The sequence below is a fragment of the Stenotrophomonas sp. 107298_Sma genome (assembly GCF_056480345.1).
In genome coordinates this window covers 1-26,444 of record NZ_CM151094.1, presented here as the reverse complement: position 1 = coordinate 26,444, position 26,444 = coordinate 1, and the positions used below count along the sequence as shown (strand labels likewise).

At 60.6% G+C, this 26,444-nt stretch carries 23 protein-coding genes and 1 pseudogene; 2 read left to right on the top strand and 22 right to left on the bottom strand.

What is annotated here, in order from left to right; translation table 11 throughout:
- Positions 1-257 precede the first annotated feature (257 nt).
- Positions 258-683: a hypothetical protein gene (locus ACZK2G_RS00120; protein ID WP_157804509.1), complete on the top strand. Its 426-nt coding sequence runs from the start codon at positions 258-260 to the stop codon at positions 681-683.
- Here the strand turns inward: ACZK2G_RS00120 and ACZK2G_RS00115 are convergent.
- From ACZK2G_RS00115 to ACZK2G_RS00085, 7 genes are all read right to left on the bottom strand, one after another.
- Positions 646-2,652 (bottom strand): integrase, encoded by a 2,007-nt coding sequence (locus ACZK2G_RS00115; RefSeq protein WP_224119315.1) that lies wholly within the window; start codon positions 2,650-2,652, stop codon positions 646-648. The genes ACZK2G_RS00120 and ACZK2G_RS00115 overlap by 38 nt on opposite strands.
- Positions 2,653-2,757: 105 nt before the next feature.
- Positions 2,758-4,659, bottom strand: a complete 1,902-nt coding sequence (locus ACZK2G_RS00110; protein ID WP_224119314.1) for a hypothetical protein — start codon at positions 4,657-4,659, stop codon at positions 2,758-2,760.
- A gap of 19 nt (positions 4,660-4,678) precedes the next feature.
- Positions 4,679-5,989, bottom strand: coding sequence for a tyrosine-type recombinase/integrase (locus ACZK2G_RS00105; protein WP_100441009.1), 1,311 nt, complete (start codon positions 5,987-5,989; stop codon positions 4,679-4,681).
- Positions 5,990-6,618: 629 nt separating this feature from the next.
- Positions 6,619-7,086: an NIF family HAD-type phosphatase gene (locus ACZK2G_RS00100; RefSeq protein WP_100441008.1), complete on the bottom strand. Its 468-nt coding sequence runs from the start codon at positions 7,084-7,086 to the stop codon at positions 6,619-6,621.
- A gap of 117 nt (positions 7,087-7,203) precedes the next feature.
- Complete coding sequence (locus tag ACZK2G_RS00095) at positions 7,204-7,992, bottom strand: hypothetical protein (RefSeq protein ID WP_224119313.1); 789 nt, start codon at positions 7,990-7,992, stop codon at positions 7,204-7,206.
- Between the two features lie 298 nt (positions 7,993-8,290).
- Positions 8,291-9,382: a PA0069 family radical SAM protein gene (locus tag ACZK2G_RS00090; RefSeq protein WP_100441006.1), complete on the bottom strand. Its 1,092-nt coding sequence runs from the start codon at positions 9,380-9,382 to the stop codon at positions 8,291-8,293.
- 150 nt (positions 9,383-9,532) lie between these two features.
- Complete coding sequence (locus ACZK2G_RS00085) at positions 9,533-9,868, bottom strand: hypothetical protein (protein ID WP_049412845.1); 336 nt, start codon at positions 9,866-9,868, stop codon at positions 9,533-9,535.
- 80 nt (positions 9,869-9,948) lie between these two features.
- Between ACZK2G_RS00085 and ACZK2G_RS00080 the strand changes: the two genes are divergently transcribed.
- Entirely contained in the window at positions 9,949-10,173 is a 225-nt protein-coding gene (locus ACZK2G_RS00080) for a helix-turn-helix domain-containing protein (RefSeq protein WP_049412847.1), read from the top strand.
- Between the two features lie 155 nt (positions 10,174-10,328).
- On the opposite strand, the pseudogene ACZK2G_RS00075 reads toward ACZK2G_RS00080, so the two are convergent.
- From ACZK2G_RS00075 to dnaA, 15 genes and pseudogenes are all read right to left on the bottom strand, one after another.
- Positions 10,329-10,565, bottom strand: a pseudogene (locus ACZK2G_RS00075) (PA0069 family radical SAM protein); the annotation flags it as partial.
- 142 nt (positions 10,566-10,707) lie between these two features.
- Positions 10,708-11,451 carry a pyridoxine 5'-phosphate synthase gene (locus ACZK2G_RS00070; RefSeq protein WP_046986643.1) on the bottom strand — a complete coding sequence of 248 codons (744 nt, stop codon included), beginning with the start codon at positions 11,449-11,451 and terminating at the stop codon, positions 10,708-10,710.
- A gap of 9 nt (positions 11,452-11,460) precedes the next feature.
- On the bottom strand, positions 11,461-11,730 hold the full coding sequence (locus ACZK2G_RS00065) for a hypothetical protein (RefSeq protein WP_046986642.1): 270 nt from the start codon (positions 11,728-11,730) through the stop codon (positions 11,461-11,463).
- Between the two features lie 40 nt (positions 11,731-11,770).
- On the bottom strand, positions 11,771-13,231 hold the full coding sequence (gene cls, locus ACZK2G_RS00060) for a cardiolipin synthase (RefSeq protein WP_136640080.1): 1,461 nt from the start codon (positions 13,229-13,231) through the stop codon (positions 11,771-11,773).
- A 149-nt stretch (positions 13,232-13,380) separates the two neighbouring features.
- Positions 13,381-13,794, bottom strand: coding sequence for an ExbD/TolR family protein (locus ACZK2G_RS00055; RefSeq protein ID WP_004132666.1), 414 nt, complete (start codon positions 13,792-13,794; stop codon positions 13,381-13,383).
- Positions 13,795-13,797: 3 nt separating this feature from the next.
- Positions 13,798-14,223, bottom strand: coding sequence for an ExbD/TolR family protein (locus ACZK2G_RS00050; protein ID WP_012509603.1), 426 nt, complete (start codon positions 14,221-14,223; stop codon positions 13,798-13,800).
- A 60-nt stretch (positions 14,224-14,283) separates the two neighbouring features.
- Positions 14,284-15,045, bottom strand: a complete 762-nt coding sequence (exbB, locus tag ACZK2G_RS00045) for a TonB-system energizer ExbB (RefSeq protein ID WP_004132614.1) — start codon at positions 15,043-15,045, stop codon at positions 14,284-14,286.
- A 95-nt stretch (positions 15,046-15,140) separates the two neighbouring features.
- Positions 15,141-15,809, bottom strand: a complete 669-nt coding sequence (locus ACZK2G_RS00040; RefSeq protein ID WP_012509602.1) for an energy transducer TonB — start codon at positions 15,807-15,809, stop codon at positions 15,141-15,143.
- A gap of 143 nt (positions 15,810-15,952) precedes the next feature.
- Positions 15,953-17,146, bottom strand: a complete 1,194-nt coding sequence (locus tag ACZK2G_RS00035) for a tetratricopeptide repeat protein (protein ID WP_046983847.1) — start codon at positions 17,144-17,146, stop codon at positions 15,953-15,955.
- 132 nt (positions 17,147-17,278) lie between these two features.
- Positions 17,279-18,085, bottom strand: a complete 807-nt coding sequence (locus ACZK2G_RS00030; protein WP_046983846.1) for a M48 family metallopeptidase — start codon at positions 18,083-18,085, stop codon at positions 17,279-17,281.
- A 71-nt stretch (positions 18,086-18,156) separates the two neighbouring features.
- Complete coding sequence (locus ACZK2G_RS00025; RefSeq protein ID WP_046983845.1) at positions 18,157-19,002, bottom strand: CPBP family intramembrane glutamic endopeptidase; 846 nt, start codon at positions 19,000-19,002, stop codon at positions 18,157-18,159.
- A gap of 67 nt (positions 19,003-19,069) precedes the next feature.
- Positions 19,070-21,529 carry a DNA topoisomerase (ATP-hydrolyzing) subunit B gene (gene gyrB / locus ACZK2G_RS00020; protein ID WP_046983844.1) on the bottom strand — a complete coding sequence of 820 codons (2,460 nt, stop codon included), beginning with the start codon at positions 21,527-21,529 and terminating at the stop codon, positions 19,070-19,072.
- A gap of 112 nt (positions 21,530-21,641) precedes the next feature.
- Positions 21,642-22,736 (bottom strand): DNA replication/repair protein RecF, encoded by a 1,095-nt coding sequence (gene recF / locus ACZK2G_RS00015; RefSeq protein ID WP_295381836.1) that lies wholly within the window; start codon positions 22,734-22,736, stop codon positions 21,642-21,644.
- A gap of 999 nt (positions 22,737-23,735) precedes the next feature.
- A complete protein-coding gene (gene dnaN, locus ACZK2G_RS00010; RefSeq protein ID WP_006404569.1) occupies positions 23,736-24,836 on the bottom strand; it encodes a DNA polymerase III subunit beta in 1,101 nt (366 codons plus the stop codon).
- Between the two features lie 276 nt (positions 24,837-25,112).
- Positions 25,113-26,444, bottom strand: coding sequence for a chromosomal replication initiator protein DnaA (gene dnaA / locus ACZK2G_RS00005; protein ID WP_046983842.1), 1,332 nt, complete (start codon positions 26,442-26,444; stop codon positions 25,113-25,115).

The following is a 26,444-nucleotide window of genomic DNA, read 5'->3' as shown; positions in this document are numbered from 1 at the left end:
TTAGAGCTGACAATCAAAGCATCTACGTGCTGAACATGGTGTATTGGGAACCTAGTTGCGTAGGATCCTGGAGGATGCCTACTACAAGCCGAAACAGAACGTCGAGGATAGAGTAGCGAACGCGACCCTTATCAGCTTCTGGAGTTTGGTAGTCGCTGTTTTCAGCAGACCCTGAGATGACGGATTCCACCCAGCTGATTCGGCGGCGCATGTGGCGTAGGCTATGTACTGGCTACGACGAATCATCGGAAAGCAGCATGAGCAGACCCTACTCAGTAGAGGACAAAGCGTTGGCCGCTCTTGACCGTCTGGTGAAGCGACGCCCAACCAATGAATTGTTGAAAGCAAAGATGGCCGCAGGTCACCGGATCATCACGCCAACCTCGGTCGCGGCGGAGGCGGGCGTAAATAGAGGAAGCTTTGGATCAAGGCACGCTCGACTGGGGCATGTCTGGCTCAAAATTCAAGAACTAGCTGAGGAGGAGAAGCGCGGCTCAGTGACTGAAGAGCTCGCCAAGCTCAGAGCCGAGAATGCAAGGTTGAAGGCTCTGGTGTACAAGACAAATATCCACAACGCTTCCCTTCAGCTCGCAGTGTCCCGGCTTCAGAAGAGAAGTGCCAACAGGGATGAAGCGGCCAATGTCGTCAACTTCCGCCGGAACGATCGGAGGCGTCCCCGGTAGCCTTAGATATCATCTTCAGAACTGCTCGACTCTGAACGATACGACTCATGGCAATCTTTGATCGCTGGTCTTTAGAGTTGATCCGATCTGCTTGGACAATGGTCTGATTCTTCAGAAGTCGATCCTCCCAGAAGTCCCGATGCTCTGGGAGGATGATGCAGCACTTGCACCCCGCACACAGGCCGGGCGATCGTACGCCGAAGTCTGGCGAGGCGCGGACGGTGAGCAGGCTTGCGTGTGGATTGCAGCTGGAGCGATCAGGCACCATATCGATCAGACAACTCGCGTACGTCCCTGTCCATATCCGCAGGTCGGTGAGCTTCACGTATGCTACGGCCTTATCAATCAGTGTTTCTCCGTCCATCACTGACAGTGCCTTGGCCATTGATTCGGCATGCTGCATGAGAAGCCGCTGTGCCGGTCCCCCCCCGATCGGCTTGCCAAGAGTGATTTGAACGAGGAACCTGGAGGTCTCCATGACTCTCTCTCCTTCCAGATTCTCGAGCAGCGCTGCGTCGTTGCCGATGTACCCTTGATCCGTGATCTGCTCGCTCATGTGACGGAAGTGGGTCCGAAGTGCAGGCATAAGCTCCGGCTTGGATCGGAAGACGTAGTGCGCAAAGGTGATCCTCCATCGCTGTGGGCGGAGGGATCTCACCTCGTAGATAGCTTGCGTCATCTCGATTCCACGCTTCTTAGTGAGGGCCTCCACGGCGAACTCGCGCTGCAGGAGAGAGTTTCGGTTGGCTGTCATTCGGCCAACTCCATCAGCACCGGATGGAAGGGACTTGGCGTGGGAGAAGCTGAGCATCAGCGTGCTGCTGCCAGAAAGAGCTCTCCAAGGCTCCATTAGCCGAACCAACACTTCGATGGACTTCAGAACAATCGGCATGTGCTTTGTACCCAGCGGACGCAGTCCGGCTGTCCACTCATGGCGAGTCGCTTCCCTTTTGGCTGAAATGCCGCAGATGGAGAAGACCTCCATCAGTCCGTCTAGAGAAGTCACTGACTTGATCACACCGTGCTGCAGCGTCGGATCGTGGTCCAAGGATAGGCCTATCAGCTCATGAGCTCGAATCCCAGTGCATGCCTGCAGCAACGTACTACATGCGCTTTGAGTCATCAGGATTAGGCGTCTGAGGGCCTGAGTTCCGCTAATTTCGCGCTCGTCCCCAGCGTCATCAATCCGATCCGTTGCGAGCAGCGGCTCATGCCAAGGCGTTAGTGTTCCAGGGATCGGACTCATCTGGAACTCCTCGATGTGCCGTTTGATCTCACGAAGACATATGATTCGTCTTGGTCCCTTCGCGCTCCTTGCGTCGATGAGCATCGGGATGATCTCGGCCTGAAGTCTGATCACATCTTCCGAGCCGTGTTCGATCCATTCATATGCGTAGGTGAGGATTGGCACCGAGATCTCGTCCGGGATAGGCAGCAATCCACCCGTTCGAGCGAGCCCAAGCGGCCCGGTCACAACGTCATAGGTTTTTCTTCCATCAAACGGTGCTTCGCAGGGTGCTTGTCCACCTCTGGCGCGCAAGCTGTCCGCGAGCTCGTAGATCTGTGTAAGTGGGTGAATAAGCTTGTAGGCAGTGGAATGCGTCCACGCTCTATCTCGACCGACATCACCTCCGGCCATGATGTATTGCTCTTCGAGACCTTCGACATACTCCCAACTCACAGCTGTGGATATGTCGAAAAGCGTGCGGATTTCCCGCTCCCCCATGAACTTCACCAGCTCCCTCACGCCCATGTAGGTAGAAGGAATAGATCCAACCGTCATGCGTACCGTGTCATCGACGATGGAGGTCTTGAGGTAGCACTTCAGTTCATCCAGCAGTCCCCTGTGTTTGTAGTCTGTGAGTAATTCCCCGCGCGCAACCGGGATTGCCCAATCAACGGTGACGAACTCCCTCTGTTGGCCGACAGTGGTTTGAGCGAACGTCCAGACATTACTGTCATAGTCCACCTGGAATGAAGGGTGCAGGGTTGCCGCCTGCGCTGATCTGATCTTTCTTACTGCAGGCATAGCCTTACCTCTAGAGTGGACGCTCTGCTAACGCTGCGGTCCGAACTATTCAAGTGTGGGGAGCGACGTCAGCATGATCATCGCCGCTGCTTGTCGATTCGCATTTGTGCTCACAGCGGGAATCCATGAGTCGCGGATCGCTAGGTAAGCGTTCTCGAACTTTCGCCGCCATATCTCGCTGCCAAGCTCTGCCCTAGCTTCTTCGTATAGCTCCTGCAGTTGAAGGAAGCGGGCGAGCGCGTAGGCTTCGTTTGAGTCAGCTACTGCGAGCGGGCACGCAGGGCAAGCTCCATAGCTGGTGCAGAGTTTGCCCGGGCGCTGACCCGGTTGCGGACTTTGGAATGGATCTGCGCAGCAGAAGCCCTGCGTGGCTGCCGTATGCTCACGGTCACTCCGGGTTGAGCGCGTATCAATATTTCCATTTGAAGTCACCCAGCGCTCCTGGGCCGCCATGGCTCCTGCCATCTGTTCCTTTTGCCGACGCTGCATCGTGGTTGTCTGATAGCTGTCTTGACCAGTTGACAGCAGCCGATGGCCCAGCATTGCTCGGAGCTCGAAGGCGTCGCCGTCGGTCAGTCCATCAACCACTTCAGAGAACGCAAGCCTATTTGCGCGTGAGCCGGAGTACTTGAGCCCCCTTCGTTTGCAGAACAGCGTGATGTAACCGGTCACGCGCGTGTTTACATCGTCGGTTCTGCATGAGTAGGAATCGATGAGCATTCCTCGGCGCTTGTGGCGCCCACCTTCGGATACTGCGTGCAGGAAGAAGTCATTGGCAAGCTCGCCATCAGCGTAGTCTCTGATTCGTCTGGTCCAAGCTATGACGAAACGTATCAATCTTTCCGGGGCTAGCGGGTGATCGCTGGCGGGGAAGGCCGCTCGCTGTGGTGCCCCCTGATCGCTCTCCCCAGCCCTGTGCTTGGATGACTTGATCACCGTACGTTTCCGTCCAAGCGGGTAGTGCTCAGATATGCCATCCAGAGTGAGTGTTCTAAGTGGCTGCTCGTTGAACCCCGAGTGCATGGCCAGTACCAGGAAGAATGGGATGAGATCACCACCGATGGGGTGCGCAAGCCTCCTCAGGCGGAAGTACTCACTTTCACTGATCTTTCCTACCCCAGGGAGCTGGCGAACCTCCGCTTGGCGAGGAAAGTGACCGTCAAAGTTTGCCAGGATCTGCGCAATTGCCTCCGCCGGGTCGCTTAGCGATACAGCGTCGCCCTTACTCTTCTTAGCAATAGCACTGTGTACCCTGTCCAGAAGCGGCCATACTTCATCCATTGTAGAGATGCATTCTTCAACAGCGGCCTTCATGACGTTGGCCCAAGCCGCACGGTCAAGCTCTTTAGGATTGCTCTTACGTGGCAGGCCTGCGAACGGCTTTGTGGGAATACGGATCACCTGCCAGCATGGGTCCATCTCGTGCAGCGCAAGGACGACCTTCTTGAAGGTCCCGTAGTAGTGACGCTGTGTCTGCACCGCGAGCGTGATCGGGTGCGTGGCATCCTTTCCTTTCAGATAGGTTAGGAACGATTCGCCCAGGTCCATCGGAACGTCATCTGGACCGTTTATCTCCACTCTTGTTGCGGCTAGGTACTGCCCCAGGCCACTCACCATGTTGTTAGCTGAAGAGGATCTACTTGTCTCTCTGCTATTTTTGTGGGCTCTGCAGAACGCTTCGGCGAAGATCGGTGCGGCTGCACCTATGCTCTTCCACCGGCTGAGGTTGACGATGTTGTCGCGTTGGTCGCCGGCGCGTCTGAACGCCGCTTCCAGGCGATCAGCGGTCTCGCGTACATCCCATTTCTTCGTTGCGCTGACCTTGTCCTCATCTCCCAAGGCGTGCCGGAGTTGAGCGGTCCTTCTTCCTGCCACGTTTTGCTCTCCTCCGTATTCGATTCTTTCTGCGTGGGTTGGTCGTTTGCGTGTGAGGTCATGCTCGTCCATTAACGGGGGAACTCTGCGCTCAAGCCGATCCGCCCGCTACGCCTAGTTGCATAAACGATTGACCTTCAATGTGCAGCCTGATGGACTCCCTGATTTCGCTCTCGAAGGCATTCGCGCTTCTCAGGTAGATGGACTCGGTCGTCTCCCTGAGGCTGTGCCCTAGTACTGACTGAACATACTTGATCGCATCCATGTCGCCGTTTGCGCGCTTCTCCATGTACGTGTACAGGGCGAATGTGTGCCGAAGCGCGTGGATGGTTATCCGCTCTCGCTGCGTTGATTCATAGCGCGCCAGGTCGGGCTCTTTGGAAAGGCGCTTAAGCAACCTGTCTTTGGCGAGAGCGAAATGGCGATCGAACGTCTGGGGAGTTATCGGACTACCCGCATGCCTGCGGTCGTTTACGTCGAGAACGAATAGTGCGCCGTGATCCTCCAGCTTGCGGTACCGCAGTCGGAGGTCAATGAGGGCCTGCCGAGTACCCTTGGCATAGCATTTCAGCGCCTCTAGGAGCCAAACTGGTACGGGAACATTGCGCTTCTTGTTGCCCTTTCCGACCACTGGGATGGCAACTGCGGAAAGCGGATCGCGCCCTTCGGTGCGCGTCTTAAGGACGGTGATCGCATGCAGATCGCACACTTCAGACCGCCTCAACCCGGCGTGGTAGCACAGCTCAGCCATCAATCGCTGCGCCGTGGTCGCGAGCGCCAGTTCAACGAGACCGTTTCTTTCGACCACGGGTTTAGGGCCTAGTTCGTCGAGAACGCCTACGACCGTCTCGGGATGCAGCGCAGTAATGAGCTCGTCAGCGTCGTTCAGCCCGGGCAGATTCACGTCAACATCGAGAACTTGAACAGTTCCTCGCTTTGTCTGCTTGCTCAGCAGCGCTGGCGGCTTCCTTAGATAGCCCCGTTTCACACAGAAGGCGACTAGCTTAGTCACGGTCGACCATCTTCGGTGGATGGTCGCGGCGGCAAATTTCTCGAGGGTCACCGCGGAGTCCAGGTCCGTCAATGTGTCCGCGTAGGCTTTGAGGAGCTGCTCGTCTACATCCGAGACGCGCTTTTTCCTTGCGTCCAAAAAGTGATGGAAGTCGGTGAGGTCAGCCGCTATTGCTGCCGTCGTATTCTTGCTGCATGCAAGCTTTGGATTCCGGTCAATGGTGAGATGAGAATCTGCAAAGAACTCAAAAGCAGGCTGAACGAGTGATCCGTCCGACCTGCTGATTAGAAAGCAGAAGCCCTCGGGCAAGGGCACGCCTTGCTCACCCGTTGTCACCGTCGCTGGTGAAGTGATCGCATGCGCGGTGCAGATTTCGACGTCGTAGGCCATGGCGCCGAAAGCTATCAGGTACGCGAAAAATTTTCTGGCGCGTGAGCCTTACGGTACATTAACAAATGGAATGAGAATCAGATCTGTTTTTTACTGTCATTGATTCAGTGGTTTACGCCTGATCGTGAGCCTTCTGGTACGCTTGATGTGAAGGACAGCCCAAACTTTAGCGGGGGCGAAGTGCGCAAAAGCCCAGCGGATTCGGTCATCGCGTACTCGAGATTTTCGCTTTCGCTACCAACTTGGGGGTCCGCTTGACCCTGCAGTCGATAGCACGCGGTCTATGGCTACCGAAGCGCGCTGGCAGTGAGTTGGCATGAGCAGATCGGAGACGACGCGCCTGCTACTGCGCATCCTTCGGCGAATCGTATCGGCTGGAACGACGTGTGCGTGCGGCGCTTCCACATTAGTTTCTGACGGCGCAGATAGGGGTGCCGTAGAAGGCCTGCAGCACCTCCACTGAGAGCGGCCTCTCGATTGCCGTCTCCGGCGTCTCCAAGACGAACCCTATGGAAGACCTACTTGAGGCTTGTTCGCATGGTGGTCCGTATCTGTTCCATTTTTGGAAGAGAACCATCCGTACATGTGTGCTCTTGCGAAGCGCCATCGAGACGACGCTGTCATTGAAGCTAGCCTTCGGTCCTGCGGGCCGGGTTGAATGCACTCTCCAGTTGCATGATGCGATCAGTCAGGCGTGCAGTTGCGATCTGCAACCCGTCGTCGTCCGCCGAGTACGGAGAGCCAAACAACGGTATCTCAACCCATAGGCTCTCTTGGCCGTCATGCACGTATGGGCCGTGGTCATCCAGCAGAAGGGCGTCGCCCAAGTGGGGGGAGACATAGGAGAGATCCTTTGTCTTTCCAGACCAATGGATGTAGCGAAGTCCGGAAAACCATACCGGTACACTGCCTTCCGTAGCCAGCAGTCCCGCAATGCTTCGGGCGAGTGCTTCGGGAACCGTGGTGAACAGCACAAGTTCCTCGAACTGAGATCGGACGTCCTCAAGGAACCTATATAGGCCTGGGCGAGGGATCTGACTGACTGCGTTCGAGATGAGCGTACCTTCGAGGTCCAACGCCAGGATGGTTGGCTTCATAAGGAGTTCCTGTTGGGATCTTTCGACCCAGAGTAATCGTGTCGTTAGGTGACTGCCTACTGCGTAGAGCGAATTATGCTGGTTCGGTTTACGCATCCTGGAGCATTCCGCGACCACTCACTTCCGCTGGATTGCTTCTGAGACTTCTATAGCCCAACGAGAGGTGTGGATAATCCGGGCCTCCTGTAGCTGCTCTTGGAGGATCTGGCGCTTGGTGAGCTGAGACACCTCCTCCCATTCGTTCCTGAAGATGTAGGTGGCGTTGCCTGTCTCCGGGCTCTCGAACACGTACCGACTCTTTCGCGTGAACCCGAAGACGATGTACTCACTGAAACCGCCTAGTCCTACTGCCATAAAGTCTGGCTCGTGACGAGTGATGGTCCGGATGCGCTGTCTAGCGGCTGCGCGATCGCTTTCGGTAAGCTGCTCCAGATAGTTATCCAGCACCTGCATCGCTCGATCGAACGGGAACTTCCCAGGAGGAAGAATGCGCCAGGTGACCTTCTCGACCCTGACTGGCACCGCAAGGTTCGGGTCAACGATTTCAAAGTGTGGGAAGCATTCCAGGTAGAGGTTGAGGAGATTTGCAATGCTCTCTTCTGGCTCCGTCCGATCAATGATCCTCGTAGCCATTGCGATACCACCGTCTGTCTCCACGGCGGTGAGGAATTCACCAGGTGGTGCAATGTGTTCCCGGGGATAGGTTTCGTAAGATCTCGTCTGAGTGCCGTGGTGGGTTTGCCCGTGCCAGTCCTTCCACGACGTGTTGATCGATCGAGACTTGGTGATCATCGGAAGGTCCTTTCTGACGATCTCTTTGCCCCGGGCATTGAAGAACGTCGCGGGTCCTTCGGCGCTTGGCACAATGGAAGCACCCGCTAGCGGAACGCCGTCAAATCCCAGCATCGCCGCCTGGTCCTCTGTGAGTGGGCTGCTAAGGAGACGAAATTGTGGCAATCGCTCAATCGTACTTCGGTAGACTGATAAACCTCTCACTTGCTTGGGCATACGCTAGTCCTTGTCATGAGGAAGCGGGATAACCAAATACGTTTAGAGAGCCGTCTGAGCTTACTACGCAGGAAGGGCTAGTTCAGTTTCGGGGAGATGGTATCAGCACTCGGGAGCCTGTTACTCCTTGTCCCTGTAAGCACCGCTCCGACTGGATCCTTCGCTCGTAACTGCTGCTACCACGCTTTCCGTCTGGTTAGAAAAGTTGACCTTGTGGCGACTTCTCCTGGGGAGGTTGAAACAGATGAGTGGCTAGTGCAGGCAGCCTTGTGAAACCGAGCTCACGATACTTTTTTTCAAATCGCTTACGGATCAAGTCCGCCACCGGTCCAGTTCCGGACATTCTGGTGCCGAAGCTGGCGTCGTACTCCTTCCCGCCATGCATCTGTCGCATCAAGCTAAGCACGTGCGCGGCCCGATCAGGGTAGTGCAGCTCGAGCCATTCTCTCCAGATCTCTTTGATCTCGTTAGGTAACCGGAGAAGCACGTAGCCAGCGGCCCGGGCACCGTGTTCGTGAGCGGCCTGAAGGATAGCTTCTAGGTCATGGTCCGTGATCATGGGTATGACAGGCGCGATCAGAACCCCAACCGGGACCCCTGCATCGTGCAGCTGATTCATTGCTCGCAGCCTGGCGTGGGGAGCGGCAGCTCGCGGTTCCAGCTTTGCCGATAGCTTCCTGTCGAGCGTAGTGACCGAGAAGTAGACCGTAACCAACCTGTCCTTGGCCATCGACGCCAGCAGTTCGATGTCCTTGGTGATCAGCGCGCTCTTGGTGACGAAGCTCACCGGATGCTTGGCATCAGCAAGCACCTCAAGGCATTGGCGTGTAATTTGGTAGTTCCTTTCAATCGGCTGATAGCCGTCTGTGTTTATTCCCAGAGCAATTGGGGCGCACTTGTAGTTCGACTTGCTAATTTCCGCTCTGAGCCGCTCCGGGGCATTCGTCTTTGCAAATAGGCGCGTCTCGAAGTCCAAGCCCGGTGAAAGGCTCAAGTAGGAATGGGAGGGGCGGGCAAAGCAGTAAACGCACCCATGCTCGCAGCCGCGGTACGGATTTACCGACGCGCTGAAGCCAACGTCGGGGGATGTGTTGCGGCTGATCACCGTTCGCGCTCGCTCTTCCTGTACCTGAGTTCTCAACTGCGGCGCGTCTTCCATCTCCTGGTAGACCGATTCCCAGCCATCGTCGATTCCCACTGTTGCAGTGGTATCGAAACGGCTCGCGACACGCGATGCTGCCCCTCTACCTTTGAGGGGAACTTGGGCCTTTCGAGCATCCTGTTCCATGGCAACAACTTGGGAAGATTAGGTTGTTAGTATTATTGCTAACCACAACCACCGCAACACCCTGGAATTCAGCTAGCTGTAGGCCATTGGGTAATCTGGCGAGAAAGTTTTACCCAAACTTATCCACAACTTCGGCTTGTGCAGTCTTTGTCAGCTACGTTGGCCGTGGAGCGCTTTGGCTTCGGCCAAGAAGGTTTGCATCAATGCACGCGATCGACGTGTTGCTGCAGGCAGTTGAATACCCAACTGCGCGCAGAGCGAAGTCGCGTACGCCATCTGTGCACCCGTGGGTGGCTTGATGTCCCAATCTGTGAGTTGCGGGATGAGCTTTGACAGCTCTTCTGCCAAGCGGCATTCGAAGCCCCTGGCTTGCCCTTCCTCCTCCTGCATCCGACGCACCTGCATTGCAACTTGCTCCCTGCCCATGGGCGAGAAGGGAACCTCAAGCGTGAACTCCAGTTCCGGACATACGAGGTAAAAGTTCATGAGATGGGCAATTAGTACTTATAAGTAGACTACCTTTAGAGGCGTAGTCTTTAAAGTACCGGGACCACAAGCTGCTTCGTATGGTCGAGCATACGAATCAAGCGAAACTTGCAGATGTGATCCGCGCGCATCGTATTGCTCTGGGTGTCAGCCAGGAAGTCTTTGCTGACCACATCGAAATGCACCGCGCCTACTACAGCAAGATCGAACGTGGCGAAAAGAACGTCACTCTCGCTACCTTGGAGCGCGTGGCTGATGGTCTGGGCACGTCGATGTCAGCCTTGCTACGCGCCGCAGGTCTCTAACTTTCTTCGCAGCTAAAAAGCGAGGGCCAGCTCGTCCGAGAGGGGCGAGCTCGCCGTTGCTGCGCGCGCTCCTGCCAAGCCGATGTGTTTACTGATACTCCGCTAAACTATTGATCTATATCCATTTGTCTGGTGAACAATCAGGGGGTATTGATACCGTGCTCGCAGCCGCGATACGGATTGACCGATTGGCTGAATCCAACGTCCGGTGAGTTGTTGCGGGTGATGATGCTGCGCGCGGTTTCGGCACGCACTTCGGTACGCAGGCGCGGAGCAAGGAATTCTTCGCTCTCGTCGACCGCCCAGCCGTCGTCCACCGCCTCGCTGACGGTGCTTTCAAAGCGCCCGGCAAGGTGGGACGTGGAACCTCGGCCCTTGATCGCAATACCCATTGCGGAAGCGTAGGCTGCGGCCGTCTCAATGGCTGCGACGGGCGCCTGAAGGGTTCAGGACTGTGCTGAGCCGAGCATGGGCTCGGCTCTACAGTTGATGCTGGGACCTTGTAGAGCCGAGCCTACGCTCGGCTGCAATGCATCAAAGCAGCGCCAGATACCCGCGCACGGTGGCATCCAGCCCGTCGTACAGGGCCTCACCGATCAGCGCGTGGCCGATCGACACCTCCAGCACGTCCGGCACGTTGGCCAGGAAATCGCGCAGGTTGTCCTGCGACAGATCGTGCCCAGCATTGACGCCCAGGCCAGCGGCCTGCGCGCGGCGTGCAGCGGTGGCGAACAGCGCCAGCATCGCATCGGCATCGCCGGCCGCATGCGCTTCGGCGTAGGGCCCGGTGTACAGCTCGATGCGGTCGGCACCGACCTCGGCCGCCTGCTCCAGCAACGGGTTGCCGGCATCGACGAACAGGCTGACCCGGCAGCCCATCGCCTTCAGTTCCGCGATCAGCGGGCGCAGGCGCTCGGCATCGCGCTCGAAGTCGAAGCCATGATCGGAGGTGATCTGGCCGTCGCCATCCGGTACCAGGGTGGCCTGCGCTGGACGGGTCTGTGCGCACAAGGGCAGCAGGCCGGGGTAGCCCTCGCGCGGCGGTGCAAACGGGTTGCCTTCGATGTTGAATTCGACGCCACGGGCACGGGTCAGCGTGGACAGGGCCAGCACATCCTCGGCGGTGATGTGGCGACGGTCCGGCCGCGGGTGCACGGTGATGCCATGCGCGCCGGCATCCAGGCAGGCCTGGGCGGCACGCACCACGTCCGGTTCGGCACCGCCGCGCGAGTTGCGCAGGACGGCGATCTTGTTGACGTTGACGCTGAGCTGGGTCATGGAACGGAACTACTTGGAAAGAGGGGACGGATCGTGTTCGTCGGGGGCGGCATTGCGACGGGCCTGGGCCTGTTCGCGCAGGCGGCGCAGTTCCTCGGCATCGACCAGGGTAGCGGGGTCGCGCTGCAGATCGCCAAAGCGGGCCACGTAGCGGCCGCGTACCCAGGCCAGCAGGAAGGCGAGGGCGGCCAGCAGGCACAGGGTCATCAACCCGGCATTGGGCGTCTTCAGGGCGAAGGCGAAACAGCCCAGCGCCAGCAGCAGGTACAACCAGTACATAGTCGGGCTCCCCGGATGATCGCCGCAGTGTAGCGCTGCGTCAGAGCAGCGGCGAGGCCAGCCGTGCGAACGCCTCCGGCAGGCGATGCAGCCACAGCGAACGGCCGGCCTGGTCATTCACCCGGGTGGCACGGTCGAATTCGCCCTGCAGCAGCTCGGCCAGTGCGGCAACACGACCTCGATCGCTGATCATCATCGATAGTTCGAAGTTCAGCCGAAAGCTGCGGTGGTCGAAATTGGCGCTGCCGACGATGCAGACGTCGTCATCGGCGATGAAGGCCTTGGTATGCAGCATGCGCGGGCCGTACTCGTAGATCTTCACGCCAGCATGCAGCAGTTCGTCAAAGTAGGAGCGCGCGGCCTGGGTGACGAACCAGGAGTCGCTCATCTTCGGCACCAGCAGGCGCACGTCCAGCCCGCCCAGCGCGGCCGAGGTCAACGCCATCCGCGCCGCTTCGCCCGGGACGAAGTAGGGCGTGACCAGCCATACCCGTTCGTGCGCTTCCTGGATGGCCGCCACGTGCAGGCGATGGATGGTCTCCCAGCCCGAATCCGGGCCGGACACCAGTACCTGGGCATTGATCGGGCCTTCGCCCCGCAGGGGCATGTCGGCTGGCCACAGGCGCGCGATATCCATCCGCGATGGATCCTGTCCACTGGCGTAGAGCCAGTCCTCGGCGAACACCAGCTGCAGGCTTCGCACCACGTGGCCACGGATGCGCATGTGCAGATCACGGTATGCATCGGTCCTGCGGCTTTCGTCCTCGTCGTCGGTGATGTTGATGCCACCGGTGAAGGCCAGGCGGCCATCGACGATCACCAGCTTGCGATGGGTACGCAGGTTCAACCATGGGCGCTTGAACGGCTTCAACAGCTGCCGTGGGTGGAACCAGATCGCTTCGCCACCGGCATCGAGCAGGGGTTGCAGGAAGCGCCGCGGCAGGGCGGATGAGCCCACCGCATCGAGCAGCAGGCGCACCTGCACGCCGGCCCGCGCACGTTCCACCAGCGCGTCGCGCAGCGCGGTGCCGGCATGGTCCGGGTTGAAGATGTAGTACTCCAGATGCACGTGATCGCGTGCCTGCGCGACAGCTTCAAGCAGCGCGGCGTAGGTGGCTGCGCCGTCCACCAGCCAGGTCACTTCGGTGGCACTGCTCGGTGCCAGCCCGGTGGTGGCCTGCGCGATCTTGGCCAGCTCGGTGCAGTCGGCATCGGGCGGGCAGACGTCGCTGTAATGCTCCATGCCCGAGCGCGCACGCCCGCGACGCAGGCGCTGCCGCTTCACCTTCTGCGGGCCCAGCAGGTAGTAGATGAAGAGGCCGAGGTACGGCAGCAGCGCCAGCGACAGGATCCAGCTCAGCGTGGCGACCGGCTCGCGCTTCTGCAGCATGATCCAGCCCGCCAGCGCGAACAGGTACAGCAGATAGGCCACCGCCAGGATCGTCCCGAGGTGGGCGATGCCATCCAGCCAGTGGCGCAGGGAGTCGAAGAGGGCGAGCATCCGCCGATCATAACGGGCGCGTGCAGCCTGATGGGGTCAGATCCCTCTTCCTGTTGAAAAGGAATCTGACCCCAACGGGCAAAAAAAGACGCCCCTGTTTCCAGGGGCGTCTGCAGTCGCGTCATGACTGTTGTATTGCGGTGTTGCGTTTACTGCTGCACAAAACCGATCTTCTTCATCTGAGCGTTCTTCGCGGCGGCCAGGACCTTGGCCATCACGTCGTACTCGGAATCCGGGCTGGCGTCGATACGCAGTTCCGGCTGGTTGGTCGGGTCACGCTGGACCTCCTGCTCCATCCGCTGCTGCAGCTCGCTCGCATTGATCGGGCTGTTGTTCCACGAGACCTGGTTGCTGGCGTCGATCTTCAACTCGATCGGCGGCGGCGGTTCGACCAGCTGCGGCGGTGGGTTGAGCACGCGCTGCGGCAGGTCCACGGCGATCGGGTACGTCATGATCGGCGCGGTCACGATGAAGATGATCAGCAGCACCAGCATCACGTCCACGAGGGGCGTGACGTTGATGTCTGCCATGGGGCCCTTGCCACCACCACTACTGAATGCCATGGCTTATTGCCCCTTTTCTTTGGTCGCAACGAAGCCGACGTCCAGCATGCCCTGTTCCTGCGCGATCTTGGTCATCTCGTTGATGACGCGCATCTTGGTGGTGCGGTCACCACGCAGGTTCAGCGGCGGCTGCGGGGTCTGCTGGGCGGCGGTCGCCAAGCGCGACTCGAGAGTCTGCTTGTTGATTTCTTCGTCGTTCCAGTAGATCGAGCCATCTTCCTTGACTGCCAGGGTGATGGGACCCTTGCGGTCGTTGGTGTCGTCCGGCTTCTGGACCAGGTTGGCCTCCGGCAGATCCACCTTGACCTTGTGGGACATCAGGGGCGCCGTGATGATGAAGATGATCAGCAGCACCAGCATCACGTCCACGAGGGGCGTAACGTTGATGTCGGCCATGGGGCCGCCGCTGTTACCACTACTGAAAGCCATAACGGGCTCCGTCTAGATCTTGGTGACTACTTACTTCGTCGCAGGTACAGCGCGTCGCAATTAGCGGACGCGCGAACCGGTGGCGAAGAAGTCGTGCAGGTCGTGCGCGAAGGTATCGAACTTGCTGATGGTCGCGCTGTTGATCTTGCTGAAGAAGTTGAAGGCGAACACGGCCGGGATCGCGACGAACAGACCGATCGCGGTCATGATCAGCGCTTCACCCACCGGGCCGGCAACGGCGTCGATCGAAGCGGAGCCGGTGGCACCGATCTTGATCAGCGCGCCGTAGATGCCCCACACGGTACCCAGCAGACCGACGAACGGAGCGGTCGCACCGACGGTGGCCAGCAGGGTCATGCCCGACTGCAGCTTGTTGCTTTCGCGGGTCACGGCCTGGCGCAGGGCGCGGTCGACGAACTCCGAGCGGCTCAGGTTCTCACCCACGCCACCGGTGGCGCCGCCTTCAGCGCGCTGGTGGTGGGCAGCTGCCTGGGCAGCGTCCAGAGCGATCTTCGAGAACGGCTCCGAAGCCGGCTGCTCTTCCATCGCACGGATGGCGTCCTGCGCGTTCGGGGTATCCCAGAACAGGCTGACGACGCGATCAGCGGCGCTCTTCAGGCGGGTAGCACGGAAGATGTTGATGACGGTCCAGTACCAGGACATGGCCGACATCACGACCAGGGTCAGCAGCACGACCCAGGAGACCGCGAAATCACCCGGCTTGGTGGTCATTTCGTGGATCAGATGCTCGAAGCCCATCTGCGACAGGGCGTTGGACGGATTGCCCCCGGCAGCAGCGGCGATGAAAATTTCCTGCAGCATGACGCTTACCTTTGTTGTGTGTGGTGATAAAGGGTGTAGCTAAGCTAAACAATCGAACCAGGGGCGAGGGTGGCCAGCTGGCCACCCGGGCCGCATCAGTTCAGTGCAAAGTTGACCGGGACGCGGACGCGGCCAGCAGCCTTCTTACCGCCAGCTTCGGCGGCGTTGAAACGCCACTTCCGGGCAGCTTCCATCGCAGCACGGTCCAGGTCGCGGTTACGGCTGGACTTTTCCACCGTGACATTGGTGACGTTGCCGCTGGCATCGACATCAATGATCAGGATCACTTCGCCCTGGATACCAGCGCGGAAGGCTGCCGGCGGGTAGCGCGGCGGGTTCATGGCCTTCGACGAGATGTCCACGCTGGCCTCGATCGAGGTCGGCGGAGCCGGCGGCGACGGCGGCGACGGCGGGGTGACGATGTCGCTTGGGCGCGGCTCCGGCACGTCCACGACCGGCGCCTGCGGCGGCGGCGGAACCGGCGACGGCTTCGGCGGCGACAGGTTCTTCACCGGCGGCGGCGGAGTATCCGTCGGCGGCGGCGGCGGCGGCGGCGGGGGTGGCGGCGGCGGCGCGTCTACGATGGTCACCATGACGTTACGCTCCTTCTCAGCCACGGCCTTGGGAGCCACGGCGGGGATGAGGAGCATCATGAAGGCGGCCAGATGCAGGGCAATTACAAACGCGATGCCGACGATGCGAGGCCAGCTCAGCCCCTTGTCATCGGGTTGTTCGTACCGGTGAACGACTAGTTGTTCCGTCATGCGCCAAGAGCTCAATAGTGGGGCCGGGATGCCGGGGGCGGAATCCCTGATCAGCGGTGCATGACACCGCAGGAACCTCCAAGCTTATACCAATCCTGAGCGCCTGCGCATCAACTGTGCAGGCATTCAGGCGTTATTCCTACTTACTTCAGGTTGATGATTTTCTTGGCATCAGCCTGGTTCTTCACGCCCTTCGCCAGCGCCTGCTGGGCGGCCTGCCTGGCCTCGGGGACGCGACCTTCGGCATGCAGGACGCGTGCCAGGTTCAGGTAGGTCTCACCGTCCTTGGAAAGCGGGGCGGCCTTCTGCCACGCATCGATCGCCTGCGGCACCTGGTCGGAGTAGTAGTAGGACTGGGCCAGCGCCAGGTAGACCTGGTAGTCCGGCTTCAGGATGCCCTTCTGCAACCCTTCGTTGATGACCGCGATGACGTCCTTTTCCTTGTGCTCGGTATTGGCATAGATCGAGTACAGCTGCTTGTACTCGCGCTCTTCGGTGAGCTGGCCGCTGCTGCGCAGCTTGTCCATCACCGTGGCAGCCTTGTCCATCTGATCGGCCTGCATGTACATGTTGGCCAGGTTCAGCTGGGCCTTCTTGTCATTCGGATTCTTGGCGGCCAGCGCCTCGGCTTCCTTGACCGCTTCACCGGACTGGCCGGCTTCGGACAGCGCCGCCATCAGCAGCTGGTTCCAGTTGTCCTTCGGCTCGGCGGAGCCGGCGATGGCCTGCTTCAGCACCGGGATCGCTTCCTGGTAGCGCTCCAGCTGGTACAGCGCCTGGCCCTTGGCAATCAGTTCTTCCGGCTTGGTGGACTTGCTCTCGGCGAAGTACTTGTCCAGGGTCGCCAGCCCTTCGGCGGTCTTGTCTTCCTGCAGCTCCAGCTGGCCCAGCATCAGCATCGACTGGAAGTGGCCGTTGTTGTCCAGGCCGTTGAACTGCAGGACCTGCTTCAGGTAGGCGACGGCAGCCGGAGTGTCGTCGGTCTGGTAGGCGGCCTGCGAGGCCAGCTGCGCGGCCAGCGACTTGTCGTACTCGTTCGCGGCGCTGTCAGCCAAGATTGCGTCGGCCTGGGTACGGGTCTCCGGGAACTTTTCCTTGTTGTAGCTGTCGATCATTTTCTGCAGCTTGCTGCCCATCTTGGCCGAGGCCTTGACCGACGGCTCCTGGCGGGTCGCGTTCGGGTACAGCGCCTCGGCCTTGGCCTGCTTGCTGCTGCCACCGCGGTTGCCGCGCTCGGAGGAACGCGAGGACTGCGCGAAGGCATCGGTGACCACGGCGCCGGTCAGGGCGGTCGCGACGAGGACGGAAAGCACTGCTTTGTGGTTACGGAAAATCATCGTTCACCTCGATCGAACCGCCGGTTAGCGGCAAAGTCGGACTGTCAGAAAAATCTGAGCCGCCAAACGTATCAGAAACAGATGGCGTGAGAAATCGTTTTATGTGCTGCAATACAGCATGAAACTGCGCACTCATCCGCACTTTGGCCGCAGCCCACCCGCCTGCGCCTGCTGATAGACCGGGGTCAGGCCCGGTGCATCGCGTCGCAGTTCCTGGATCCGGTTGGCCGGATCAGGGTGGGTGGACAGCCATTGTGGGCTACGACCGCCACTGGCGGCCATCATGTTCTGCCACAGATCGACCGCCTGCGCCGGGTTGAACCCCGCCTGCGCCATCAGCCGCTGGCCGATCACGTCGGCTTCGCTTTCCTGGGTGCGCGAACCCGGCAGCAGGAAAGCGGTCTGCGCGCCCATGCCACCGAGCTGGTTGACCGTACTGGCGGCGCCTTCCCCGTAGGCGGCACCGGCCAGCGCACCGAGCACGGCCAGGCCGGTCTGTGCGCCCATCTGGCGGGTGATGCGTTCTTCGTGATGGCGGGCGATGACGTGGCCGATTTCATGGCCGATTACGGCAGCCAACTGATCCTGGTTCTTGGCCACGGTGAAGATGCCGGTGTTCACACCAACCTTGCCACCGGGCAGGGCGAAGGCGTTGGGCTCCTTGTCGACGAACACCGCCGTCTCCCACCGTACGCCACGGTATTGAGGCGGCAGCTGCGCGACAAGGGCGTTGACCACGCACTGCACATAGCCGTTCTGGCGGCCATCGGTGCTGATCTTTTCCTTCTGTTTGGTCTCGGCGAATGCCTGCGCACCGAGCTGGTCCAGCTGCGCCTGTGACACGCCACCGACCATCTGCCGACGGCCAGTGGGTGACGTCGTGGTCGCACAAGCACTGACCAACGTGGTGATGACAAGGGCCAGCAGCAGGTGTTTCATGGGTGCACCCCCGTGTTCATATGCGCAGTGTGTAGCGTAACGGCTTAATCTTTCGTCAAGCGGACACGGCGTTACGTTGATCCCAGGAACACCATAGCGGCAAGTGCGACAGCGTTGTTCAGTGCATGGGCTGTGATCGCCGCCCACAGCGTGCCGGTGCGCTGGTACAGCCAGCAGAACGCGGCGCCCATGCCGCCGTAGACCAGCCACAGCTGGGCCATGCCCAGAAGTGAATTCCTGCTCACCCCTGGTACTTCGTGGACCAGCGCGAAGGCCAGGCTGCTGAGGATGACACCCAGCCAGGGACGGCCAGCCTGCCACAGGCGGCCGAACAGCACGCGGCGGAACAGCAGCTCCTCGTAGGCAGGCGCCAGCACGACTGCGAACAGCACCAGGAACAGCGGGAAACGCGCGATCGCGTTCTGCATCAGTTCCACGTTGGTGGGCACCGGCGCGATGCCAAACTGTTTGGCCAGAAAGGCGATGCCGTTGCTGCCCAGCACGATCAACAGGGCCACCAGCACGGTCCAGCCCCAGGTCGAGGGCCGCCGCAGCGCCTGTCGTGAAGCCAGACGTTCGGCCGCATTGGCCGGGCGTCGCCAGAAGTACAGGAGCAGGGCGGCTCCACCGGTGGCGATCAGGGCCATCAGGATCTGCGCCAGGGCCCCGGGCTGGCCGACGGCCGCTGTTGTTTCTGCCGGCGACAGGGCGCCGCCATTTGCCTGTGCATTGGCATAACCAACCACGATGGCGCGATAGAAGCCCCAGAGCAGGCCGGTGACCATGCTCAGGCCGAACAGGGTGACCGCGGCAATGCCCAGATCGATGAAGAAGCCCGCCAACGGGGAACCCGCGCGCGGCGCGACTGAGGCCGGCGGAACCGGGGGCGGGGCGGAAACCGGGGCGGAAGCGGACATCAGGTACCTGCGTTCAAGGGTCGAAAGCCGGTGCACCTCCCCGCGCACCGGCCATGATCCGATTGTGTCAGATATCCAGGTTTGCGACCTTCAGCGCGTTGTCTTCGATGAAATCGCGACGCGGTTCGACGACATCACCCATCAGGGTGCTGAATATCTGGTCAGCTGCGACGGCATCTTCGATACGCACCTGCAGCAGTCGGCGGGTCTCCGGATTCACCGTGGTGTCCCACAACTGCTCCGGATTCATTTCACCCAGACCCTTGAATCGCTGGATCTGACGACCGCGCTTGGCCTCCTCGAGCAGCCAGTTCTGTGCCTTGGCGAACGTGTCCACTTCGATCGACTTGGCGCCACGGGAAATGATCGCGCCTTCGCGGACCAGGCCATGCAGCAGCGTCGACGCCTGGTGGATCGCACGCAGTTCACCGCTTTCGAAGGCCGACAGCGGCAGCACCTGGATGAGCTCTTCGCCCATGTGACGGCGGGTCACCAGCACGGCTGCCGGGCGCTGCTCGTTGGCTTCCTGCAGCTCCAGGGTGAAGCGCGGGCTGCCCAGGCTGCCCTGATTGAGGCGCTTGGCCAGTGCATCCAGGCCTTCGCCTTCGCCAGCATTGCGCAGGCTGTCCATATCCATCGGCACGAAGTCGACCAGTGCTTCGAGCACGTTGCGGTCGTAGCGGTGCGCGTTGCGCTCGATCGAATCCTGCGCGGCGGCGTAGGTCAGCAGCAGCTTTTCCAGCGCCAGGCCTTCGATGCCCGGTTCACCGGCAGCCGGAACCAGCGCAGCGTTTTCCACCGCACTGCTGGCCAGGTAGCTGTCCAGCGCCGGGTCATCCTTCAGGTACAGCTCCTGCTTGCCCTGCTTGATCTTGTACAGCGGCGGCAGGCCGATGTAGACGTAACCACGCTCGATCAGCTCCGGCATCTGACGGTAGAAGAACGTAAGCAGCAGCGTGCGGATATGGGCGCCGTCAACGTCGGCGTCGGTCATGATGATGATCTTGTGGTAGCGCAGCTTGTCCGGGTTGTACTCGTCACGGCCAATGCCGGTACCCAGCGCGGTGATCAGCGTACCGACCTGGTCCGAGGCCAGCATGCGGTCGAAGCGCGCGCGTTCCACGTTGAGGATCTTGCCGCGCAACGGCAGCACCGCCTGGTTCTTGCGGTTGCGGCCCTGCTTGGCCGAGCCACCTGCCGAGTCACCCTCGACGATGAACAGTTCGGACAGTGCCGGATCCTTTTCCTGGCAGTCTGCCAGCTTGCCCGGCAGGCCGGCGATGTCCAGCGCGCCCTTGCGGCGGGTCAGGTCGCGGGCCTTGCGCGCGGCTTCACGGGCACGCGCGGCGTCGACGATCTTGCCCGCGATCGCCTTGGCTTCGTTCGGGTTTTCCTGCAGGAACTCTTCCAGCCGCGCGCCGAAGGCGTTTTCCACGGCGGGGCGCACGTCGGAGCTGACCAGCTTTTCCTTGGTCTGGCTGGAGAAACTGGGATCGGGCACCTTCACCGACAGCACCGCGATCATGCCTTCGCGCATGTCGTCGCCGGTCAGGTTGATCTTGGCCTGCTTGGCGATACCGTTCTGCTCGATGTAGTTGTTGAGCACACGGGTCAGCGCGCCACGGAAGCCGGCCAGGTGGGTACCACCGTCCTTCTGCGGGATGTTGTTGGTGAAGCAGTACATCGTCTCCTGGTAGGAGTCTGTCCACTGCAGCGCCACATCCACCACGATGTTGTTGTGCTCGCCGGTGACCGAGATGACGTTCGGGTGCAGCGGGGTCTTCAGCTGGGCCAGATGCTCGACGAAGCTGCGGATGCCGCCTTCGTAGTGGAAGTCATCGCGACGGCCATCACCACGCTCGTCGGCCAGCACGATCTTGACGCCGGAATTCAGGAACGACAGCTCACGCAGGCGACGGGCCAGGATGTCGTAGTGGTATTCCACGTTGTCGTGGAACGCCACGGTCGAGGGCCAGAAGCGCACGGTGGTACCGCGCTTGGTGGTGCTCTCCAGCTTTGCCAGCGGGGTGACCGCGGCGCCGTTGCTGAATTCCTGCTGGTAGTGGAAACCGCCCTGGAACACGTCCACCAGCAGCTTCTGCGACAGCGCGTTGACCACGCTGACGCCGACGCCATGCAGGCCGCCGGAAACCTTGTAGCTGTTGTCGTCGAACTTGCCGCCTGCGTGCAGGACGGTCATCACCACTTCGGCAGCGGACACTTCCCGGCCAAGCTTGGCGCTCATCTGCTCGTGCTTGCCCGTCGGAATGCCGCGACCGTTGTCGGACACCGAAACCGAGCCGTCGGCGTGGATCGTCACCGCCACGTGGTCGGCATGGCCGGCGAGGGCTTCGTCGATGGAGTTGTCGACCACCTCGAACACCATGTGGTGCAGGCCGGTGCCGTCATGGACGTCACCGATGTACATGCCTGGGCGCTTGCGGACAGCCTCCAGGCCTTCCAGGGCCGTAATGCTGTTGGCGTCGTAGTTGCCGTTGTTTGCCGGGGTGTTCTGTTCGTCGCTCATTGCGCTTGCCGTAGGCTCCGCAGGTCGGGCACCGCTTTGGGCGATGCTCCGAGAATGAAAGGATTCCAACCCAAATTATACCAGCCGGGGTCGAGCGGCCCTGTTGTGCCCACTATGGCACAGCCACGATCTGTGCATGTTCCACGTGGAACCGGGCGATGTGGGTCAGTTCCTGCAGCGCCACCGGGGTTTCGGTAGCGGTGACGAAAATCTGGGCCGGCCCGCCAAGCAGCCGCTCCAGTACCCGTGCCTGGTGGGTACGATCCAGCTCCGAGGCCAGATCATCCAGGGCGATGACCGGCCACTCCCCACGCTGTTCCGCATAGTCTTCGGCCTGGGCCAGCAGGCAGGCCAGGGCTGTCAGCTTGGCCTGGCCACGGGACAGCGCATCACGGCCAGGAATACTGTGGAAGTCCACGCTCCAGTCCGCCCGGTGCGGCCCGACCGAGGTATAGCCCGCTTGGCGGTCGCGTTCGCGGGCCAGCAGCAGCGCATCGGCCAACGGCAACTCGTGGCGACGCCAGCCCGGACTCAGTTCCATCGCTTGGATACCCAGCTGGGGAGCCAGTTCCGCCGCAAGTGCCACGGTTCGTTGCTGCAGCCGTTCCAGATAGTGCTGGCGGCGGCTGGTCAGCGGTTCGCCTGCCTCGGCCAGCTCGTGGTCCCAGGTATCCAGCATCCGCGAAGGCCCGCCCTGTTTGAGCAGTGCATTGCGTTGCTTGAGCGCCCGGGAGTAGCGGCGCCACAGGGATAGAAAATCCGGTTCCACGTGGAACAAGCCCCAATCGAGGAACCGGCGGCGGGGTTCGCCGCCCCCGCTGACCAGTGCGTGGCTGCCTGGTTCAAAGGTCACCACCGCCAAGGCAGCACAGAGGTTGCCGAGCTGGGCAACGTCTTCGCCATCCAATCGTCCCTTCCAGTCCTGGCCACTGTGGCGCAGACCGGCCTTTCGCCGATGAGGAGGGTGGCTGGCGCGCTGTTCATCCCATTCCACGAAGATCTCCAACGCTTCCTGCCCCTGGCGGACCAGGCCATCACGTACCCGGCCGCGGAAACTGCGCCCATAGGCCATCAGGTGCAGGGCCTCAAGAATGCTGGTCTTGCCGGCGCCATTGTCTCCGGTCAGCAGGTTCAAGCCCGGCTGCGGAGAGAGGTCCACCGCATTGAAGCGACGCAGTTGGTGCAGGGCGAGGCGGCGGATCTGCATGGGGCGCGAAGGACCATCCGCACAGGGCGGTAGAGGAGCGGGGAATCCATCAGCTTACTGCATCGGTCAAGCCCAGCGGCTGCAGCTGGATGCTTGGCACACAGGACACCGTTGGCGCTGACCCAATGCTGGGTTCCACGTGGACAACGGTTGCCGTAGCGGCGATGCCAAGGCCCGCACCCAGCGAAAAATCCTTCAAATCTGTGCGCCGTGGCAGGGGGTTGACCCGCAGATTTCAACGATTTCAGTGCCACTTACAGGATCTTCAGCAGCCGGCACCAGCCGCCACCGGATCTACACCTGCAGATTCCTTGAAATCCGGGAAGCCCTGGCCCGCGAGGTTCCACAGATTTCAAAGAAATTCGCATTGCCGTTTCACGCTATCCACAGCAGGACTGTATGACTTATACACAAGGTATGGGCAATCTGTGGATAAAAAAGGCCTTCAGCGCTCAGTTCGAAACTATCCACAGGTTCCCCCCCAGCCCCAGGGCCCGCTATACAGGGGGTTTCAGGCCAATAAATCTCTTTTAAATCATAAAGATAGGCTGTTTCTCCACGAAATCTGGCCCTACCATCACCACCATGCTTTAGATTTATACCCAGATTTAGAAGCTTGGCAGGGCCCGAATCCCCCGGAATCAACCCTGTGGACAGTCGCGTCAGCAGGCACTGCAGATCGATCGTTGAGCCATACCCAAATCGTCGCGACTTCCGCTTTCCTGGAAGCGCTCCCTCGATCTGCGGATTCACCCGCACAACTCGCCCTCGACATGATCGCAATTGCGTTGGAAGCAGGCCTCGAGGTGAGTGAAGCTCTTCGTCAATGCAGGCAGCACTTCACGCCACGAGTGATCGAAGAGAAGCGGAGCATCTGAAAGAACCAGCGGGCATGACTCAGCTCCGCAAAGATCCAGGTGACGATGCTCCACGTGGAACAAAAAAAACGCCCGGGAAGATCCCGGGCGTCGTTCGGTTCCACGTGAAACAGCGCTGATGTCAGAGACGCAGCGGCATCACCACGTGGCGCGACTTCTCGCTGCTGGATTCACGCACCAGCGCCGAGGAGTTGGAATCGCGCAGCTGGATGATGACTTCCTCGTCGCGCAGGGCGGACAGGGCATCCAGCAAGTAGTTCACGTTGAAGCCGATGGCCAGGTCGCTGACGGTGGTGTCCGCTTCGATCTCTTCCTGGGCCTCTTCCTGCTCCGGGTTGTGCGCGCTGATCTTGAGGTTGCCCGGCGAGACTTCCACGCGAATACCGCGGTACTTTTCGTTGGACAGGATCGCCGCACGCTGCAACGACGCACGCAGCGACTCACGGTTCACCTTGACCTCGCGATCGGCGCCGATCGGGATCACTGCTTCGTAGTCCGGGAAGCGGCCATCGATCAACTTTGAGGTAAAGGTGACATCGTCGCGCTTGACGCGCACGTGGCTGCGACCGACTTCCAGCTCGATCTCACGGTCGCCGCTTTCCAGCAGGCGTTGCAATTCGGTCACGCCCTTGCGCGGCACGATGATCTGGCGCTTGGAACCGCTGGGCTTGGCCAGATCGGTTTCGCACAGGGCCAGGCGATGACCGTCAGTGGCAACCGTACGCAGCGCATCGCCACGCAGGTCGAACAGCAGGCCATTGAGGTAGTAGCGCACGTCCTGCTGGGCCATCGCGAACGCAGTGCGTTCGATCAGCTCCTTCAGGGTCGCTTCGCCGATCGCAACGCGCTCGGTCGCTTCCACTTCATCCACCGACGGGAAGTCGTTGGAGGGCAGGGTAGCGAGCGTGAAGCGGCTGCGGCCTGCCTGCACGGTGATCTTGTCACCGGTCTGCGAGACGGTGATCCGGCTGCCATCGGGCAGGGCGCGGATGATCTCAAACAGCTTGCGGGCTGGGATCGTGGTTTCGCCGTCCTGCGCATCTTCAACCGCGATCCGCGACACCATTTCGACTTCCAGATCGGTACCGGTCAGCGACAGCTGGCCGTTCTGCACCTGGACCAGGAAATTGGCCAGAACCGGAAGGGTCTGGCGGCGTTCGACCACGTTGACGACCTGTGCCAACGGCTTGAGAAAGGCTTCGCGCTGCAGTGTGAAACGCATGTGGTTCCGTGCCCCTATGCTTTAAAAAGATGTGGAATAAATCAAAAGCTTGGTGGTGATGGTAGAGCCAGAATCGCTGGAAAACACAGCTAAGTCTTTGTAATAAAAGAAGTTTCAGGCCTCGAAACCCTCTGCACTACCAGCCCCCAAGGGGTGGGGAAAGCTGTGGATAAATTTACCGCGAAATCGAACGGCTTTTTTATCCACACCCTGTCCCGCGCTTGCTACCGGATTTTGCACCGTTTTATGCGATGACGCCTTATCGGCGGACGTGCATCATTCGCTCAGCTTCCGGATCAGCTTGTCCCAGTCCTCGCGGAGCTTGCCGTCGGCCTCCATCAGGGTGCGGATCTGCCGGCAGGCATGCAGCACCGTGGTGTGGTCGCGACCGGCGAAGGCGTCGCCGATCTCGGGCAAGCTGTGCTCGGTCAGCTCCTTGGTCAGGGCCATGGCGACCTGGCGCGGACGAGCCAGCGAACGGGTCCGGCGCTTGGACAGCAGATCCTTGATCTGCAGGCCGTAGTAGTCGGCAACCGTTTTCTGGATGTTGGGAATGCTGATCGCCTGCTGCTGGGCGCGCAGCAGATCGCGCAGGGTTTCCTGGGCGAATTCGGTGGTGATCGCACGGCCGGTGAAATTGGCACGGGCAGTCAGGGTATTCAGCGCGCCCTCGAGGTCGCGCACGTTGGAGCGCATCTTCTTGGCGATCAGGAACGCAACATCATCGGGAATCTCGGCACCGCGTTCGCGCGCCTTGGCCAGCACGATCGCGGCGCGGGTCTCGAAGTCCGGCGGTTCGATCGCGACCGACAGGCCCCAGGCAAGCCGCGACTTCAGGCGCGCTTCCAGGCCTTCGACTTCGCGCGGATAGCGGTCGCAGGTGAGGATGATCTGCTGCTTGCCATCGAACAACGCGTTGAAGGTGTGGAAGAACTCTTCCTGGGTGCGGTCCTTGCCGGCGAAGAACTGGATGTCATCGATCAGCAGCGCGTCCACCTGCTGGAACTGCCGCTTGAACTGATCCATGGTCTTTTCCTGCAGGGCCCGGATCATCGCGCTGAAGAACTGTTCCGAGCGCAGGTACAGCACCTTCGCCCCCGGGTTGGCCTGGCGCATGGCGTTGCCGGCGGCGAACATCAGGTGGGTCTTGCCCAGGCCGGTGCCTCCGTACAGCAGCAGCGGATTGTGCGCACGGTCGCCCGGCTTCTGCGCCGCCTGGAAGGCAGCGGCCAGGCCCAGCTGGTTGCTGCGGCCTTCGACGAAGTTGGCGAAGGTGTAGTGATTGTCCAGGTTGCCGGCGAACGGAACCTGCGGTTCGCTGGAAGCATGTCCCGACGGCGTGGAAACCGGCGCGTTCTGCGCCTCCACCGGCCGCGGGCGCGAGCCGATTTCAAGAAAAACGTCGCTGAAACCGGCGAAGTGGGCCAGCAGTTCGCGGATCCGGGCCAGGTACAGTTCGCGTACCTGGTCGACGATGAAGGCATTCGGTGCATACAGCACCAGGCTGTCCACGCGCAGATCGGCCTGCAGTGGCTTCAACCAGGTGTGAACGTCTTCCGGCGGGAACTCCGCTTCGAGGCGCTCGAGACTACGGGACCAGGCATCCAT

Coding starts and splice junctions, on each gene's coding strand:
- gyrB (WP_046983844.1), bottom strand. CDS start 21,529: ATGAGCGACGAACAGAACACCCCGGCAAACAACGGCAACTACGACGCC.
- ACZK2G_RS00070 (WP_046986643.1), bottom strand. CDS start 11,451: ATGACCCAGCTCAGCGTCAACGTCAACAAGATCGCCGTCCTGCGCAAC.
- ACZK2G_RS00080 (WP_049412847.1), top strand. CDS start 9,949: ATGGTCGAGCATACGAATCAAGCGAAACTTGCAGATGTGATCCGCGCG.
- ACZK2G_RS00105 (WP_100441009.1), bottom strand. CDS start 5,989: ATGGCCTACGACGTCGAAATCTGCACCGCGCATGCGATCACTTCACCA.
- ACZK2G_RS00110 (WP_224119314.1), bottom strand. CDS start 4,659: ATGGACGAGCATGACCTCACACGCAAACGACCAACCCACGCAGAAAGA.
- ACZK2G_RS00055 (WP_004132666.1), bottom strand. CDS start 13,794: ATGGCATTCAGTAGTGGTGGTGGCAAGGGCCCCATGGCAGACATCAAC.
- exbB (WP_004132614.1), bottom strand. CDS start 15,045: ATGCTGCAGGAAATTTTCATCGCCGCTGCTGCCGGGGGCAATCCGTCC.
- ACZK2G_RS00120 (WP_157804509.1), top strand. CDS start 258: ATGAGCAGACCCTACTCAGTAGAGGACAAAGCGTTGGCCGCTCTTGAC.
- ACZK2G_RS00065 (WP_046986642.1), bottom strand. CDS start 11,730: ATGTACTGGTTGTACCTGCTGCTGGCGCTGGGCTGTTTCGCCTTCGCC.
- ACZK2G_RS00095 (WP_224119313.1), bottom strand. CDS start 7,992: ATGCTGGGATTTGACGGCGTTCCGCTAGCGGGTGCTTCCATTGTGCCA.
- recF (WP_295381836.1), bottom strand. CDS start 22,736: ATGCAGATCCGCCGCCTCGCCCTGCACCAACTGCGTCGCTTCAATGCG.
- ACZK2G_RS00025 (WP_046983845.1), bottom strand. CDS start 19,002: ATGTCCGCTTCCGCCCCGGTTTCCGCCCCGCCCCCGGTTCCGCCGGCC.
- ACZK2G_RS00035 (WP_046983847.1), bottom strand. CDS start 17,146: ATGATTTTCCGTAACCACAAAGCAGTGCTTTCCGTCCTCGTCGCGACC.
- ACZK2G_RS00085 (WP_049412845.1), bottom strand. CDS start 9,868: ATGAACTTTTACCTCGTATGTCCGGAACTGGAGTTCACGCTTGAGGTT.
- ACZK2G_RS00090 (WP_100441006.1), bottom strand. CDS start 9,382: ATGGAACAGGATGCTCGAAAGGCCCAAGTTCCCCTCAAAGGTAGAGGG.
- dnaA (WP_046983842.1), bottom strand. CDS start 26,444: ATGGATGCCTGGTCCCGTAGTCTCGAGCGCCTCGAAGCGGAGTTCCCG.
- ACZK2G_RS00050 (WP_012509603.1), bottom strand. CDS start 14,223: ATGGCTTTCAGTAGTGGTAACAGCGGCGGCCCCATGGCCGACATCAAC.
- cls (WP_136640080.1), bottom strand. CDS start 13,231: ATGCTCGCCCTCTTCGACTCCCTGCGCCACTGGCTGGATGGCATCGCC.
- ACZK2G_RS00100 (WP_100441008.1), bottom strand. CDS start 7,086: ATGAAGCCAACCATCCTGGCGTTGGACCTCGAAGGTACGCTCATCTCG.
- dnaN (WP_006404569.1), bottom strand. CDS start 24,836: ATGCGTTTCACACTGCAGCGCGAAGCCTTTCTCAAGCCGTTGGCACAG.
- ACZK2G_RS00040 (WP_012509602.1), bottom strand. CDS start 15,809: ATGACGGAACAACTAGTCGTTCACCGGTACGAACAACCCGATGACAAG.
- ACZK2G_RS00030 (WP_046983846.1), bottom strand. CDS start 18,085: ATGAAACACCTGCTGCTGGCCCTTGTCATCACCACGTTGGTCAGTGCT.